The sequence below is a fragment of the Micromonospora arida genome, from assembly GCF_042873195.1.
Lineage (GTDB): Bacteria > Actinomycetota > Actinomycetes > Mycobacteriales > Micromonosporaceae > Micromonospora > Micromonospora arida.
On sequence record NZ_JBIALC010000001.1, the window covers coordinates 38,230 to 54,590 of the forward strand.

Sequence of the window (16,361 nt, forward strand, 5' to 3'; positions counted from 1 at the left end):
GGGCGGTCCTGGGCCCTGAGCGGCACCGGGCGGTCCTGGGCCCTGAGCGGCACCGGGCGGTCCTGGGCCCTGAGCGGCACCGGGCGGTCCTGGGCCCTGAGCGGCACCGGGCGGTCCTGGGCCCTGAGCGGCACCGGGCGGTCCTGGGCCCCGAGCCCCGGGTGGTCGGCGACGGGGCGGGCGGTCAGAAGGCGGAGATGTTCCGGGATCGCTCGCTGCGACTCAGTGCGCTGATCAGCGCGGACTGGCCGTTACGACGCACGGCCAGGCGGACCAGCAGGTCGCGTACGGGGTCGAAGACGTCGGCCGGGAACTCCGGCGTGGGCACGCCGACGCTCACCGCGAGGTCGTCGGAGTGGACCACGATCTCCAGCTGACGGGTGAGCAGGAACTCGCTGCGCGGAAGGGCCCAGCCCTGCCACGGAATCGGCACGACGTCACGGGCGGCACCCCGGGAGAGCAGGTCGCCGACCTCTTCCAGCGCCTGGGCGGAACGGGCGTGCAGGTCGGCCGGTCCGCGTACGGCGTCGGCCTCGTCGGGGCCGGAGGCGACGGAGTCCTTGTCCGGGGAACCCTCGGTGACCCAGGCGGCCCGCTCGTAGTGGTTGTCGGCCGACTCCAGGGTGGGCAGATCGCTCGGGGCCGGCAGCAGTTCCGCGGCACGGACCGCCTGACGTCCCAGGTGACACGCCAGCCCACCCACCGACAGGTGTGGCAGGGCGCTCGGGCTCGACCACTGCTCGGTCACCTCGGGGCGTCGGATCAGGTCCAGCGCGATCGAGGCGGCGATCGGAAAGCTGGCATCCAGGGCGTCGACAGGACGAGACATCCGCACATTCTGACAGCCACGGCCGACCGGCGCCGGGCTGAGCGGCCCCGGCCCGGTGGCCCGGGACTGGTGCGCCGAGGGCGGGCTGAGTGGCCCCGGCCCGACGGCCCGGGACTGGTGCGCCGAGGGCGGGCTGAGTGGCCCCGGCCCGACGGCCCGGGACTGGTGCGCCGAGGGCGCGCTGAGCGGCCCCGGCCGGACGGTCCCGACATTGAGTGGCGCGGCCGGCGCCCAGCGGCGAGCTACCCGGCCGGCGCCCCGGCGCCTCGCGCCCGGCAGCGTAGCCCGGCGGCCCAGCGCCGAGCTGTGCGGTGCGCTCCTCACGTCATGATCTACTCGGATTTCCGGAAGTCGGGGGGTCTCCGGCGCCGGGATACCCCGACTTCAAGAAAGCCGAGTCGATCAACCGCAAGCGGGCCGGACGGCGAGGGTCAGCGCAGGCCGGCGGCGGCGAGCAGGTTGCCCTCGGGCAGCGCCGGGAGGGCCCGACCCTGCGACATCCGCTGCTCGGCGCGTTCGGCGGTGAACGCGGCGTCGTGGTGGATGGCGGCGGCGTAGCTGGCGGCGGTGCGCTGGGCGATCGCGGCCCAGCCGTACTGGTCGTGGACCATCCGGCGGGCACGGCGGGCCATGACGCGGGAACGGTCAGGGTCCGACAGCAGCGCGTCCACGGCGTCGGTCAGGCTGTCCGGGTCGTGCGGACGGAAGGTCATCCCGGTGACGCCCGGCTCGATGATCTCGCCGAGGCCACCGGTGGCGGCGACGGCGAGCGGAGCGCCGGCCGCGGCGCCTTCCAGGGCCACCATGCCGAACGGCTCGTAGATGCTCGGCACCGCGAAGCAGTCGGACGCGGCCATCAGCGCCGGCAGGTCGGTGCCGCCCAGGAAGCCCGGCATGGTGACCATGCCGCCCAGGCCGCGGCGGTGCACCTCGGCCTCCAACTCGGCGCGGTACGGGCCGTCACCCGCGATCACGGCACGCAGCCCGGGGTGCCGCTCGCGCAGCCGGGGGAGCGCGGCGATCAGGTGCTGGACGCCCTTCTCGTACACCAGGCGGCCGGCGAAGGTGACCAGCGGGCCGTTCCCGGCGAAGCGGGCTCGGGCGGCGGCCACGGCCCGCGCGGGCACCCGCCAGCGGCGCGGCTCCACGCCGTTGGCGACCACGTCGACCCGCCCGGCGGGTACGCCGAACAGCGCGTTCACCTCGTCGCGCATGTACCCGGAGCAGACGATCACCCGGTTGGACTCGCTGCTGAGCCACTGCTCGACGCCGTGGATGGTGCGGTTCATCTCCTCCGGCAGCCAGCCCTGGTGCCGCCCGGCCTCGGTGGCGTGGATCGTGGTGACCAGCGGGATGTCCAGGTGGTCGCGCAACGTCATCGCGGTGTGCGCGACGAGCCAGTCGTGGGCGTGGATGACGTCGTAGGAGCCGGCCTGGGTGGCGCGCAGGGCGGTGCGGGTGAGGGTGTGGTTGAAGGCCATGGTCCAGGCCAGCAGTGAGCCGGTGGCGAGGGGGAAGGCCACCGGGTCTTCGGGGGCGCGCAGGATGCGCACGCCGTCGGCGTACTCCTCCAGGGGCGCGCCCTCGGAGTGGCGGGTGACGACGGTGACCTCGTGGCCGGCGGCGGCCAACGCCACCGACAGCGCGTGCACGTGTCGACCGAGACCGCCGACGAGCACCGGCGGGTACTCCCAGGACAGCATGAGGATGCGGCGGGTCTGCGGGGGCACCCCGGGGCCGGACTGCGCCGGCACGGGCGTGCCGGGCTGCGCGGTGGGACCGGACTGCGCGGGGGGCCGGGAGGTCACGGTGGGCCGGTGGGCCCGGTCCTTGGTGGCAGCGAGCTGCTCGTCGACCCGCAGGGTCGTCACATCAATCTCCGTCCATGCATGGTGGTACGCGCCGGCGTCAGTGGCGGCGGAGCGAGAGGTGTAAGGGGTGGCCGAGGGCCTGGCGGGCACGCGCGGACGCTTGTCCCCGATCAAGGAAAGTCCATCGGCCCCAAGAACGCACCTTCAAAAGGGTGATCGTGACGGAGGACACCTGAGGTGCAAAGCGCGCATCAGACAGGTGTTTTCCGGGCAGCGCCTGGAAGGATGGATTGGTGCGCCTGGGCCGGGGGCACTACCTGCATGCGTGCGGGCAGCGATCGGCCGGTGCGCACATAACCATGGGTTGAAGGAGCGAGATGCAGGTCTGGCCGGGCGAGCGGTATCCCCTGGGCGCCACCTACGACGGGATGGGCACCAACTTCGCCATCTTCTCCGAGGTGGCCGAGCGGATCGAGCTGTGCCTCTTCGACGAGTGGGACACCGGCGCGGAGCGCCGCGTCGAGCTGCGCGAGGTGGACGCCTACGTGTGGCACGCGTACCTGCCGGGCATCGAGCCGGGCCAGCGCTACGGCTACCGGGTGTACGGCCCGTACGACCAGGCGAACGGGCTGCGCTGCAACCCGCACAAGCTGCTGCTCGACCCGTACGCCAAGGCCATCGACGGTGACGTGGAGTGGGACCCGGCGGTCTACGACTACGACATGGACGAGCCGGAGCGGATGAGCGAGACCGACTCGGCGCCGTTCATGCCGAAGTCGGTGGTGGTCAACCCGTACTTCGACTGGGGCAACGACAAGCCGCCGCGCACCCCTTACCACCACTCGGTGATCTACGAGGCGCACGTGCGCGGGCTGACCATGCGCCACCCGGACATCCCGGAGGAGCTGCGCGGCACGTACGCGGGCATCGCCTCCCCGCCGATGATCGACTATCTGACCCGGCTCGGGGTGACGGCGATCGAGCTGATGCCGGTGCACCAGTTCATCCACGACAACCGCCTCGTCGATCTGGGGCTGCGCAACTACTGGGGTTACAACACCATCGGCTTCTTCGCCCCGCACCACGGCTACTCGGCGCTGGGCCGACTCGGCCAGCAGGTGCAGGAGTTCCGGGGCATGGTCAAGGCGCTGCACGCCGCCGGCATCGAGGTCATCCTCGACGTGGTCTACAACCACACCGCCGAGGGCAACCACCTCGGGCCGACGCTGAGCTTCAAGGGCGTGGACGCCCCGAGCTACTACCGGCTCAGCGAGGAGGACCGCCGCTACTTCGTCGACTACACCGGCACGGGCAACAGCCTCAACGTGCGTAGCCCGCACTCGCTGCAACTGATCATGGATTCGCTGCGCTACTGGGTGACCGAGATGCACGTCGACGGCTTCCGGTTCGACCTGGCCGCCACCCTGGCCCGCGAGTTCTACGAGGTGGACCGGCTCTCCACCTTCTTCGAGGTGGTGCAGCAGGACCCGGTGGTCAGCCAGGTGAAGCTCATCGCCGAACCGTGGGACGTCGGCCCCGGCGGCTACCAGGTGGGCAACTTCCCGCCGTTGTGGACGGAGTGGAACGGCAAGTACCGCGACACCGTGCGGGACTTCTGGCGCGGCGAGCCGGCCACCCTCGCCGAGTTCGCGTCCCGGATCTCCGGCTCCGCCGACCTCTACCAGGACGACGGCCGCCGGCCGTTCCACAGCATCAACTTCGTCACCGTGCACGACGGGTTCACCCTCAACGACCTGGTGTCGTACAACGACAAGCACAACGAGGCCAACGGTGAGGACAACCGGGACGGCGAGAGCCACAACCGGTCCTGGAACTGCGGGGTCGAGGGCGACACCGACGACGAGGCGGTCCTCGCCCTGCGGGCCAAGCAGCGGCGGAACTTCCTGGCCACCGTGATGCTGTCGCAGGGTGTGCCGATGATCGGTCATGGTGACGAGCTGGGCCGCACCCAGCACGGCAACAACAACGTCTACTGCCAGGACAGCGAGTTGGCCTGGGTCGACTGGGACAACGTCGACGAGCAGCTGCTGGAGTTCGTGCAGACGCTCACCGCGTTCCGCAAGCGGCACCAGGTGTTCCGGCGTCGCCGCTTCTTCACCGGCCTGCCGGTGAACGGGCGCGGCATCGACGAGCCGCTGCCCGACCTGGCCTGGCACACCCCGGACGGGCGGGAGATGACCGGCGAGGACTGGGGCAACGACTTCGGCCGTTCGGTGGCGCTCTTCGTCAACGGTGAGGGCATCCGCGAGCGCGGCCAGTACGGCCAGAAGCACCACGACGCGTCGTTCCTGCTCTGCTTCAACGCCCACGACGCGCCACTGGACTTCACCATGCCCGGCAGCGAGTACGGCCAGAAGTGGGAACGGGTCATCAGCACCGCCGAACCCGAGCCGGACGACGCCGCCGTGATCAGCGCGGGCGGCACCATCCGGGTGCCGGACCGCTCCCTCGTCGTGCTGGAGAGGACGATCTGACATGCCGGCCACCCCTCCCAAGGCCACCTACCGCATCCAGGTCCGCCCCGGCTTCGACCTGGACGCCACCGCCGCGATCGTCGACTACCTGGACGACCTCGGCGTCAGCCACCTCTACAGCGCCCCGCTGCTGACCGCCACCCCCGGCTCCCAGCACGGCTACGACGTGGTCGACCACCGGGCCGTCAACCCGGAGCTGGGCGGGGAGGCCGCCCGGCAGCGGCTGCTGGCCGCCCTGCGCGACAAGCAGCTCGGCCTGGTCGTCGACATCGTGCCCAACCACGCCGGGGTCGCCGTACCGGCCGCCAACCCCGCCTGGTGGGACGTGCTGCGCCGGGGGCGCGACTCGTCGTACGCCGACTGGTTCGACATCGACTGGGACCGGGGCCGGCTGCTGCTGCCGGTGCTGGGCGACGACCCGGCCGCCCTGGACGACCTCAAGCTGGTCGACGGGGAGCTGCGCTACCACGAGCACCGCTTCCCGGTCGCCGACGGCACCGGCGACGGCAGCGCCCGGGAGGTGCACGACCGGCAGCACTACGAGCTGGTCTCCTGGCGGCGCGGTGACGCCGAGCTGACGTACCGCCGATTTTTCGCCATCGCGGGCCTGGCGGGTCTGCGCGTGGAGGACCCGGCGGTCTTCGCCGCCACCCACGAGCTGATCCTGCGCTGGGCCGCCGCCGGGGAGGTCGACGGCATCCGCGTCGACCACCCGGACGGCCTGCGCGACCCGGCCGGCTACCTGGCCCGGCTGCGGGAGGCCGCGCCGGACACCTGGCTCGTGGTGGAGAAGATCCTGGAGTACGGCGAGGAGCTGCCGGACTGGCCGGTGGACGGCACCACCGGCTACGACGCCCTGGCCATGGTCGGTGGGCTCTTCATCGACATCGACGCCGAGGGCGACTTCACCGTGCTCGACACTCACGTGACCGGCCGGCACACCTCCTGGGAGGACCTGACCCACGCCACCAAACTGGCCGCCGCCACCCGGCTGCTCGCCGCCGAGCTGACCCGGCTGGCCGCCCTCGCCCCCGAGGTTCCGCCCGAGCAGGCCCGCGCGGCGCTCGCCGAGCTGGCCGCCGCGTTCGCCGTCTACCGGGGCTACCCGCCGCACGGCGCCCGGCTGCTCGCCGCCGCCCGCTCCGAGGCGGGTCGCCGCCGCCCCGACCTGGCCGGCGCCCTGGACGCGGTGACCCGCCGGCTGCGCAACCCCGACGACGAGCTGGGCATGCGGTTCCCGCAGCTCACCGGCGCGGTGATGGCCAAGGGCGTGGAGGACACCGCCTTCTACCGGTGGACCCGGTTCGTGGCGCTCAACGAAGTTGGCGACAGCCCGGTCCGCTTCGGCGTGCCACCCGCGGAGTTCCACCGCTTCGCCACCGCCCAACAGGTCCGCTGGCCGGCCAGCATGACCACCCTCTCCACCCACGACACCAAACGCGGCGAGGACGTCCGCGCCCGCCTCGCCGTGCTCAGCGAACTGCCGGCCCGCTGGGCCGAGCAGGTCAAGGCATGGATGGAGTACGCGCCGCTGCCCGACCCGGCCTTCGCCCACCTGCTCTGGCAGACCGCCGTCGGCGCGTGGCCGATCGAGCGGGAACGGCTGCACGCGTACGCCGAGAAGGCCGCCCGGGAGGCCGGGGCCTCGACCAGTTGGGCGGACCCCGACCCGGCCTTCGAGCAGGCCCTGCACACCCTGGTCGACCTGATGTACGACGACCCGAGCCTGCACGACGAGCTGAGCGAACTCGCCGCCGCGATCACCCCCGCCGGCTGGTCCAACTCGCTGGGGCAGAAGCTCATCCAACTCACCATGCCCGGGGTGCCGGACACCTACCAGGGCACCGAGCTGTGGGACAACTCCCTCGTCGACCCGGACAACCGCCGCCCGGTCGACTTCGACGTACGCCGAGAAATGCTGGCACGCATCGACGGCGGCTGGCGTCCCCCAGTCGACACCGACGGAGCGGCGAAGCTGCTCGTCGTGTCGCGGACCCTGCGGTTGCGGCGGGCGCACCCGGAGCTGTTCACCACCTACCGGCCGGTGCCCGCGCAGGGGCCGGTGAGCCGGCACGCGGTGTCCTTCGACCGGGGCGGGGTGATCGCCGTGGCGACCCGGCTCCCGCTGGAACTGGCACGTGTCGGTGGGTGGTGCGACACAGCCCTGTCACTTCCCGTTCACGAGATGAAGGACCTGTTCACCGGGCGGGTCTACAGTGGCGGAGAGACGCCGCTGGACACCCTCCTGGCCGATTACCCCGTCGCTCTGCTGGCTCCTCCCACCGCTGCCGAGGAGGCCGTTTCATGACCGAATTCTCCGTCTGGGCACCGGACGCCACCCGGGTGCGGCTGCGTCTGGCCGGCGACACCGACCACGAGATGCGCGCCGCCACCGACGGCTGGTGGAAGGTCGACGTGCCCGACGCCGGCGCCGACTACTCCTTTCTGCTGAACGACGACGAAACCCCACTGCCCGACCCCCGGTCACCGTGGCAGCCTGCGGGAGTGCACGGGCCGAGCCGCCGCTACGACCATCTTGCGTTCCAGTGGACCGATTCCTCCTGGACGGGCCGGCAGCTGCCCGGCAGCATCCTCTACGAGCTGCACATCGGCACCTTCACCCCGGAAGGCACCTTCGACGCGGCCATCGACCGCCTCGACCACCTCGTGTCGCTCGGTGTCGACCTGATCGAACTGCTCCCGGTGAACGCCTTCAACGGCGAACACAACTGGGGGTACGACGGCGTCTGCTGGTACGCCCCCCACGAGCCCTACGGCGGCCCCGACGGCCTGAAACGGTTCGTCGACGCCGCCCACGAGCGCGGGTTGGGGGTGATCCTCGACGTTGTCTACAACCATTTCGGGCCCTCCGGGGCCTACGCGCCGCAGTTCGGTCCGTACCTCGCCGAGCAGAGCAACAGTTGGGGCCGCTCGATCAACCTGGACGGCCCGCACTCCGACGAGGTACGCCGCTACATCATCGACAGCGTGCTCATGTGGCTGCGCGACTACCACGTCGACGGGCTGCGGTTGGATGCGGTGCACGCGCTGCCGGACACCCGGGCGGTGCCTCTGCTCGAAGAGTTGGCCATCGAGGTCGAGTCGCTGTCGACGCACCTGGGTCGGCCGCTGTCGCTGATCGCCGAATCGGATCTCAACGACCCGCGGCTCATCACGCCCCGGGAGGCGGGTGGGTTCGGGCTGCACGCGCAGTGGAACGACGACGCGCACCACGCGCTGCACACGTTGCTGACGGGGGAGCGGCACGGCTACTACGGCGACTTCGGCTCCCTCGAAACGCTGTCGGACGTGCTGACGGGTGGGTTCTTCCACGCGGGGACCTGGTCCAGCTTCCGTAACCGGCACCATGGGCGACCTCTGGATTCGCGGGTGCCTGGGCATCGGCTGGTGGCCTACCTACAGAACCACGACCAGATCGGGAACCGGGCTACCGGGGATCGGATCTCGGCTTCTCTCTCACCCTCGCTGCTGCGGGTTGGCGCTGTGTTGCTGCTGACCGCGCCCTTTACTCCGATGCTGTTCATGGGGGAGGAGTGGGCTGCTTCTACGCCGTGGCAGTTCTTCACCTCGCACCCGGAGCCGGAATTGGCCTCTGCGGTGCGCACCGGGCGGCGGCGGGAGTTCGCGTCGCACGGGTGGCCGGAGGGGGACGTGCCCGATCCGCAGGACCCGGAGACGTTCGTACGGTCGCGGTTGGACTGGGCGGAGCTGGACAAGCCTGAGCATGCTTCGATGCTGTCGTTCTACCAGCGGTTGATCGCCCTGCGTCGGTCTTCTCCGGACCTGTCGGATCCTCGGATGCACGAGGTGTCTGTGCAGCACGGGGACCAGTTCCTGGTGATGCGGCGGGGGGACACGCTTGTCGTGGCCAACTTCGCTGGGCGGGGGCAGGGGGTGTCGCTGCCTGGGGTGGCGCGTCGGGTGCTCCTGGCTACCGGGGAGGGAGTCACGGTGATGCGTGACCGGATCGAACTGCCTGCGGAGACTGCGGCGATCGTGGCGCTGTGACGTTGATGTTGAATCGCTTGAAGCGGATGCACGCGGATCGCGGCATGAGCGGACGTTGAGCTTAGGAATGATCAACGCGATGGGTGGCTTGTTGGGTGCCGCGTGGCGGCTGGCGTTCGCTGTGGGTCCATCTGGTCAGAATGTGGGGCGGCGGATCCGCCAGAAGACCAGTGCCAGCAACAGTATGGCCAGCGCGACGAACGTGACGGTCTCGATGGCCTGGAAGGCCCAGTAGCGTTCGATGGGTTGGTAGACGGCCCAACGCTGGACGCCGTGGTCGTGGAGGTAGATGGTGGGGTCGCCGCCCCCTTCCCGGGCCTTTCCCTCCATGATCACGGCGTCGAGGCCGGTGATGTGGCGGCCGTTGGCGTCGACGAACCCCTGGTCGAGGATCATGTCCCGGGCGCTGGTCGTGCCGTCGGTGATGTCGCCCGCTCCCGGTACGAAGGCCTGGACGTGGGTGACCGGCGTGAGGAAGTGCGGGCGGATCCAGCCGGCGATGGTGAAGCGTACGGCCAGGAACGCCACGAACGCCACGGCGGCGGCCGGCAGGCTGCGGCGCAGCACCGCTCCGGCGGCGACGCCCAGCGCGAACGCGAACAGGCTGTACGCCATGGGCACGACTCCGGTCAGGTCGAAGCCGGTGATGTCGAACCCGCCCAGCAGGTCGAGTGGCTGCCGGTACCAGGCGACCACTGCGGACAGTCCTGCGGCGAGAAGGATGCTGACGGTGCCGAGTACCAGGATCTTGACGGTCAGCCAGCGCCTGCGGGGCACCGCCTGGGTCCAGGCTAGCTGCCAGGTGCCCGTCTCCAGTTCCCGGGCGAGCAGCGGCGCGCCGATGAAACCGCCGATCGTGTACGGGGCGAAGTTGAGCAGGATCAGCACGGTGGTGCTGTAGCCGTAGTCCTGCTGAAGCTGGGCCAGCGCGGATCGGCAGCCCTGGTCCAGCGGTGGCACCAGGCAGTGTGTTGGACCCATCGGGAACAGGGCGTGCATCGGCCGGCCGAGGACGAACAGCGCCACAGCGATGATGCCGACGAAGACCGTCAGTGCCAGGACCTCGGTACGGTGCTGGCGCCACATCGTCCATGTCATGCGGTCTGCTCCTGGTATTCGGCGTCGAGGTCGGCGGGTCGACGCAGGTAGGCCAGCACGAGCTCTTCCAGCCCGACGGGGTTCGCCTGCCAGCCGGGCATGATTGGCGTTGCCGCCTGGCGTACCAGCATGGTGGTATGCCTGTCGCTGTGCCTGACCTCGATCACGGACGAGCCGCGGGGGTCCGTCCCGACCCGCGGACCTACGAGCAGCCGGTGTTCGGCCAGCAGCGACTCGATGTCGCCGTCGAGCACGACCCGGCCGTGGTTGATCACCACGAGGTGGTCGCAGACCCGTTCCAGTTCGTGGACGGCATGGGAGGAGAACAACACGGTCAGATGGCTGTCGGCGACCGCGCCCATGAGGGTCCGCTGGAACTCCTGCCGTGCCAGCGGATCCAGGCTGGACAGTGGCTCGTCCAGGACCAGCAGGCCGGGTCGCTTGGCCAGCGCCAGCGTTAGCGCCACCTGGGACTGCTGCCCGCCGGAGAGCGCGCCGGCGTGGGCGTGCAGCGGGATGCCCAGCTGGGTCAGGCGCCGCGCGGCCAGCTCGTGGTCGAAGCGCACGTTGCAGGAGCGGCCGAAGCGCAGCAGGTCCGCCACGGTGAACTGGCGGTAGAGCGGGTGGTCCTGCGCGAGGAAACCGATGCGGGTCAGGGCCCGCACGCTGTTGGTGGCGGGCGATTCGCCGAACACCTCGACCGATCCTGTCGTGGGCGTGAGCAGCCCGACCGCCAGGCGCAGCAACGTGGTCTTGCCGGAGCCGTTCGGGCCGACCAGGGCGCTGACGCGGCCGGGGGGCAGCTCCAGGGTGCAGTCGCGCAGGGCCCAGGCTTTGCGGTATCGCTTGCCGAGGTTGCTGGTACGCAGCGCGGGTTGGGCCGTCATGCTGACTCCGCATTCGTCTTGGTCTGGTGGTGGACGCTGGCGAACAGGGCGGCGATCGCCTGATCGTCCAGCCCTGCGGCATACGCCCTCCGCAGCCAGGTCTGCAGGCCGCCTCGCAAGGAGGTGTAGGTGGCCGGGGGCACCGCAGCCGGCAGCTTGTCGTTGACGAACGTGCCGTGGCCTGGCCGGCCGGTGACGAGGTTCTCCTGCTCCAGTTGGCGGTATGCCTTCGCCACCGTGTTCGGATTGATGGCCAGGGACTCGACGACCTCCCGGATCAGGGGCAGGCGGTCACCGGGCCGGAGGAAACCTAGCAGGACCGCCTGCTGGACCTGCTGGACCAGCTGCAGGTACGGCGGTACGCCGGAGCCGGTGTCGAGCCGGAAGTGGAACATCGAGCCTCCCTGCTTTACTAGGGGCGTAGTAAAACAGTAAAGCTTGCCCGCCGTCAAACCGCGTCTTCGCGTATTCGCCGACACGTTCAGCGGGTGGGCGTGGCGGTGGTGTCCGCCGCATGAACGGCGGGCAGAGCGAAGACTTCGACGCAGAGCAGGTCCAGAGTCGGCCGCCGCACGGTGTGCTCAATTCGGCAGATCCGAAAGCCGTACGGGCACCACACCTAGTCACTTGTCGGGCTCATTCAGGTCGCCCGGCGAACCATAGCCAGCTTCTGACGCTGGGGATGTGCCAAGTATGACTGGGCCTGCGAGGCCTCTCGGGGCGCTCGGCGTCGTCACTTGGATGCTCCGTCGGTGTACCGTCCAAACGGGCGGGACGGCAGGGCGCGGCCGCTGTCCTGGTCCTCTACCTGGGGGTGGGCGAAGGCATGGTGATGAAGCCGGACACCATTGGTGCCAGGATCCGGTACTGGCGGATGCGCCGGGGCGGCATGACGCAGACCGTTCTCGCTGGGCTCGCCGGCGTCACCCAGTCGTACGTGTCGCAGGTCGAGTCGGGCCGGAAGGCCATCGACCGTCGCTCCACTCTGGTCGCTTTGGCCGCCGCACTCCAGGTCACGGTGGCCGACCTGCTCGGCCAGGGCACGGAGCCCGGCGACCCGGCCCGTGAGAGCGCCGCCGAGTGCGTGCCGGCGATTTGGTCAGCCTTGATCGAGATTGAGGACGGCGAGCGCCGCGCGTCGACCTACACAGCCGAACGTCTGACGGCCGAGATCGCCCGCGCCGAGCAGCTCCGCACGTCCTGCAACTACTCAGCTATGGCTCGTTTGCTCCCCGGCCTGTTGCTTGAAGCAGCCGCTGTGGGCGGCACCACGCTCGTTCAGGTGGCCTACCAGGCCGCCACCTGCCTGCGGAACCTCGGATACCGCCACCTGGCTCTCAATGCTGCCCGGCTCTCCGGGGTGGTCGCCGAGCAGGCTGAGGATCCAGCGTGGATCGCCGCATCTCGGTTCGCGTACGCGCAGAGCCTGCCGATCGAGTCCGCCGCCGTCGCGGCCCGCGCTGCTGACCGTTCTTTGGCCGAACTTCAAGCCGACGCCGCCGACGAACGAGTCCGACAGATGCTCGGGCAACTCCACCTCTCCGCAGCGCTGACTTCGGCGGTAAGCGGTCGCCTGGACGTCACCCGCGATCACCTCGCAGAGGCGGCCCGCGAGGCGGCAACCCTCGGGGATCCGGCCGATGGCGCGGGCTTCAACGGTTGTGGGTTCGGACCCACCAACGTCGGGCTCTGGGAGATGTCCATCGCCGCCGAGCAGGGCGAGTCCGGCCGGGTCATTGAGCTGTCTCGGATGGTCCGGCCGCAGGTGCTGGCAGCGTCGATCCGCCAGCAGTCCTACTGGCTCGACCTCGGCCGCGCCGTGGCGGAAGGCGGTCGCCGAGACGTCGAAGCCCTCGCCGCATTCGTGCAGGCCGAGCGCGCCGCACCGATCCCGTTCGCCATCAATCCCCTCGCTCGCGATGCCGTAGTGACCCTCGCGCAGCGTGCCCAGCGACGAGCCATCCCCGACGAGTTGCGCCTGCTCGCCGGTCGCATCGGCATCAACCTGGCCGCATAACTGCCAGTAATTAGGGCATCACCAATCGGCCCTACTGTCCGGTTTGGGACGTGATCACGTCCTGATGGCCCAGCGCGGCGATGGTCGATCCTGAGCTGCTGGGCCTCCACCGGAGGAGGCGGGATGAGCGGTCGGGACGACAACGCTCCGGAGAGCAACGGCGAGGCGGCCGAGCGGGAGGCTGCCAAGCAGCGCCTTCTGGCCCAGGCCGAGGCGGAGCGCGTACCCGTGGACGACACGACCCGCGCGGTCCCGGACCGGCGGTGGCGGCGTGACCAGCGATGACCTCCCGATCGGCCGCCGGGTGGCGAGCTGGCGGGTGCGGCGGTCGATGACGCAGCAGATGCTCGCCGACCGGCTGCGCAGGTCGAAGTCCTGGGTGGACAAGATCGAGCGGGGTGCCCGCGCCCTGGACCGGTACTCGGTGATCCAGGAGGTGGCCCACGTCCTGCGGGTCGATCCGGAGGTGCTGCTCGGCCAGCCGCAGGGCACACCGGCGGGCACGCCGGATGGGGTGGACGACATCCGGGCCGCGCTCGCCCGCTACGACATCCCGCAGGCTCCACCGCAGACGGACGAGCTGAGAAGGCAGGTCGGGCATGCCTGGTTGACCTACCAGCACGCGCACTACGGGCAGTTGACGCGGGTGTTGCCGGGTCTGCTCGACGCCGCCCAGGGCGCGCGGTCGGCGGAGTTGCTGGTGCCGGCGTACCGGATCACCTCGTCCCTGCTGGTGAAGCTCGGCGAGGCCGACCTCGCCTGGCTGGCCGCCGACCGCGCGATGGCCGCCGCCGGCGATGACCCGCTCCTCGCGGCAACGTCAACCATCTCGGTAGCTCAGGCGCTCCGCGCGTCAAACCGCGACCGCCTGGCCCTGACAGCAACCCAAAGTGCAGCCAACCGCCTCCTCCCGCCCACCACCGACCCGACCCCATCCCGCTCCGGTGATCATGAGGTTGACGGGCCGAATGGAGATCAAACGACCGGCCAACCTCATGATCACGGGGGCGAGGGCCGGGGGCGGTCGGCGGGGGAGTGGGCGGTGGGTGGGGCGCTGCTGGTGCAGGCCGCGCTGGCTGCCGCCGGCTGCGGCGAGCACCGCCGCGCCGACGAGCTTGCCGACCGGGCCGCGGGCGTCGCCGCAAACCTTCGGGGGTACGACGACACGCACCGCACCAGCTTCGGGCCGGTCGCCGTTGAGCTGGCCCGGGTTCTGGTGACTGCGCAACGGGGTGAGGCTGCCGAGGCGCTACGAAGGCACTCATGCGTGGTGCGGCGGGAGGGGTGGCGGCGGCTGCCGGCCGAGTACCGGGGCGCGTACCTGGTTGATGTCGCGCGGGCGTACCTCCAGGTGGGTGACCTGCGCGGCGCCGCACGGGCCCTGGTGGACGCGGACAGCGTCGCGCCGGCTGAGGTTCGGTGCCGGCCGTTGGCGCGTACGGTGATCGCCGAGACCGCCCGCGCGAACCCGGCACCGGCCGGCGTGGCGCGGCTGGCGACGCTCGTCGGCCTCACGCGCTGACCGGCCTGAGCGCACCGCAACCGGTTCCCCTCGCCGGCCGCAGCAGCCGAGCGGCCAGCGATCGGTAACCAAGCTTGCCGAACCAGTCTCAGCGGTTGCTCGGTCGGGTCGATGCGGTGCCCACTGCCCGTAGGTATGCCAGCCCTTGCGCCCAGGACTGAATGAGGGTCGTTTCGTGGGAGGCGATCTCGTGTTCCCTGCAGAACTGACGGATCAGCGGCTGGGCGTCGTGAAGGTTGGGTCGGGGCATGCTGGGGACGAGGTGGTGTTCGATCTGGTAGTTGAGCCCACCGAGTAGTGCGTCGGGGAGCGGGCCGCCGCGCACGTTGCGGGAGGTGAGGACCTGTCGGCGTAGGTAGTCGACGTTGTCGGATGAACACGATCGCCTGCGGAACGCTCAGGACCAGGAACACGGCCCCGAGGTAGCCGGCGAAATGCAGGACGAGCAGGCCAGCTTCCGTTCGTCGGCGTTTGAGTCCGCCGCGGCTGACGAGCTCAGCCGCCGCCGTTCCCACGCCCAGGTGAATTCCACAGATCTGTCGATGGCGACGTCACCGGGTGAGTTGGAGCAGAGCGACGCCAGCGAGCAGCACCGCCACGCCGGCCAGGCGCCGGCCGTTGACGCGTCGGCGGGGCAGGCGCAGTAGCCCGTAATGGTCGACGGCGACGCTGGCGAGTTGTTGCCCGGCGACGGTGAGCGCGACGGTCGGGGCGGCGCCAATCCGGGGGATGAACAGGAACATCGAGGTGACGTAGATGGCGCCGGCCAGTCCGCCGAGCCAGCCCCACCACGGCACGGTGCGCAGCGGCTTCAGCTGCGGCCCAGGTGTGCGCGCCACGCTCAGCGCGACTGCCAGGGCCAACCCCATTGCGGCGGTGGCCAGCAAGAACGAGAACGCCGCGACGGTGATCGGCGCGTTCAGGTCAGCGCGAAGCCGAGCGTTGACCGCGCCCTGTACGGGGAGCACCGCGCCACTGAGCATCGCGAAAAGCAGCCAGCTCAGCCGATTTCGGTTAGTCGGGCCAGCCGACACGGCTGCCGCGCCGACCCTGGCGGATGCAGCAGAGCCGGCCATCGAAGCCGATCCCGACGCGGGCCACCTTGCGACTGCGCCGACCGCGGTGCGAGACGGCGGCGTGCTCACGGTCCGAGTGGCCTTCTGGGGGGCCACCGCGGATGCATCTGTTCCGGAAGCTTGAGAGCGCACGATCAGGGTCACGCCGGTCAGTACAGCGAGTACGCCGACAAGCGATGCCATCTGCAACGGCTCGGTAGGAAGCCCCAGCAGCCCGAAGGTGTCCAGCAGCAGCGAGGCTAGCATTTGCCCGGTGATCATAAGCCCGACAGTGGTCAGCGCCCCGAGCCGCGGGAATAACAGGATCCCGGCCGTGATGTAGATCGCGCTGCCGAGCCCGCCAAGCAGGTGCCACGGCGTTACGTTCCAGAGGTGCCCAAAGGCGACAGTCGTGCCGACCACCGCGGTGGCGATCAGCAGCAGCACCGACCCGATCGCCAGCTGCAGCGTAGAGGCACCCATTGGGCTGCGCATCGCGGTGCTCAACTGCACGTTCGCCGCAGCCTGAACCGCCAGCATCGCACCCACAGTCATCAACAGCGGGATCGCCCAAAATTGCATGTCCGCCTCCAGCAGCACGAACCGGACGTGCGTCCG

12 protein-coding genes and 1 pseudogene are annotated in these 16,361 nt (G+C 70.5%); 6 read left to right on the forward strand and 7 right to left on the reverse strand.

Annotated elements, in window-relative coordinates; genetic code table 11:
- Nucleotides 1-184 precede the first annotated feature (184 nt).
- Together ACFYP0_RS00200 and ACFYP0_RS00205 are read right to left on the reverse strand one after the other, a co-directional pair.
- Nucleotides 185-829, reverse strand: a complete 645-nt coding sequence (locus tag ACFYP0_RS00200) for a maleylpyruvate isomerase N-terminal domain-containing protein (RefSeq protein WP_355499881.1) — start codon at nt 827-829, stop codon at nt 185-187.
- Nucleotides 830-1,260: 431 nt separating this feature from the next.
- Nucleotides 1,261-2,700, reverse strand: coding sequence for a glycosyltransferase family 4 protein (locus ACFYP0_RS00205; RefSeq protein WP_124854567.1), 1,440 nt, complete (start codon nt 2,698-2,700; stop codon nt 1,261-1,263).
- Nucleotides 2,701-3,017: 317 nt separating this feature from the next.
- On the opposite strand from ACFYP0_RS00205, the gene glgX reads away from it, so the two are divergent.
- From glgX to treZ, 3 genes are read left to right on the forward strand one after another with little or no spacing between them, the layout of a single operon-like run.
- Nucleotides 3,018-5,135: a glycogen debranching protein GlgX gene (gene glgX / locus ACFYP0_RS00210; protein ID WP_124854568.1), complete on the forward strand. Its 2,118-nt coding sequence runs from the start codon at nt 3,018-3,020 to the stop codon at nt 5,133-5,135.
- A 1-nt stretch (nt 5,136) separates the two neighbouring features.
- A complete protein-coding gene (treY, locus tag ACFYP0_RS00215) occupies nt 5,137-7,443 on the forward strand; it encodes a malto-oligosyltrehalose synthase (RefSeq protein ID WP_124854569.1) in 2,307 nt (768 codons plus the stop codon).
- Complete coding sequence (gene treZ / locus ACFYP0_RS00220; protein ID WP_355499885.1) at nt 7,440-9,164, forward strand: malto-oligosyltrehalose trehalohydrolase; 1,725 nt, start codon at nt 7,440-7,442, stop codon at nt 9,162-9,164. Before treY ends, treZ begins: the two co-directional genes overlap by 4 nt.
- Nucleotides 9,165-9,299: 135 nt before the next feature.
- Here the strand turns inward: treZ and ACFYP0_RS00225 are convergent, their stop codons facing one another.
- From ACFYP0_RS00225 to ACFYP0_RS00235, 3 genes are read right to left on the reverse strand one after another with little or no spacing between them, the layout of a single operon-like run.
- Complete coding sequence (locus tag ACFYP0_RS00225; RefSeq protein WP_355499888.1) at nt 9,300-10,262, reverse strand: ABC transporter permease subunit; 963 nt, start codon at nt 10,260-10,262, stop codon at nt 9,300-9,302.
- On the reverse strand, nt 10,259-11,149 hold the full coding sequence (locus ACFYP0_RS00230; protein WP_355499891.1) for an ABC transporter ATP-binding protein: 891 nt from the start codon (nt 11,147-11,149) through the stop codon (nt 10,259-10,261). The genes ACFYP0_RS00225 and ACFYP0_RS00230 overlap by 4 nt, the downstream gene beginning before the upstream one ends.
- A complete protein-coding gene (locus tag ACFYP0_RS00235) occupies nt 11,146-11,544 on the reverse strand; it encodes a GntR family transcriptional regulator (protein ID WP_355499894.1) in 399 nt (132 codons plus the stop codon). Before ACFYP0_RS00235 ends, ACFYP0_RS00230 begins: the two co-directional genes overlap by 4 nt.
- Before the next feature lie 437 nt (nt 11,545-11,981).
- On the opposite strand from ACFYP0_RS00235, the gene ACFYP0_RS00240 reads away from it, so the two are divergent.
- The 3 genes from ACFYP0_RS00240 (at nt 11,982) to ACFYP0_RS00250 (ending at nt 14,688) form a co-directional block, all read left to right on the forward strand.
- The gene (locus ACFYP0_RS00240) at nt 11,982-13,166 is read left to right on the forward strand and encodes a helix-turn-helix domain-containing protein (protein WP_355499995.1); all 1,185 of its coding nucleotides are present in this window, start codon (nt 11,982-11,984) and stop codon (nt 13,164-13,166) included.
- A 123-nt stretch (nt 13,167-13,289) separates the two neighbouring features.
- Nucleotides 13,290-13,451 carry a hypothetical protein gene (locus ACFYP0_RS00245; protein WP_355499896.1) on the forward strand — a complete coding sequence of 54 codons (162 nt, stop codon included), beginning with the start codon at nt 13,290-13,292 and terminating at the stop codon, nt 13,449-13,451.
- The gene (locus tag ACFYP0_RS00250) at nt 13,438-14,688 is read left to right on the forward strand and encodes a helix-turn-helix domain-containing protein (RefSeq protein ID WP_355499899.1); all 1,251 of its coding nucleotides are present in this window, start codon (nt 13,438-13,440) and stop codon (nt 14,686-14,688) included. The genes ACFYP0_RS00245 and ACFYP0_RS00250 overlap by 14 nt, the downstream gene beginning before the upstream one ends.
- 88 nt (nt 14,689-14,776) lie before the next feature.
- Here the strand turns inward: ACFYP0_RS00250 and ACFYP0_RS00255 are convergent.
- Nucleotides 14,777-15,037 (reverse strand): annotated as a pseudogene (locus ACFYP0_RS00255) (fatty acid desaturase family protein); the annotation flags it as partial.
- 202 nt (nt 15,038-15,239) lie between these two features.
- The gene (locus tag ACFYP0_RS00260; protein WP_355499902.1) at nt 15,240-16,343 is read right to left on the reverse strand and encodes a DMT family transporter; all 1,104 of its coding nucleotides are present in this window, start codon (nt 16,341-16,343) and stop codon (nt 15,240-15,242) included.
- Nucleotides 16,344-16,361 lie beyond the last annotated feature (18 nt).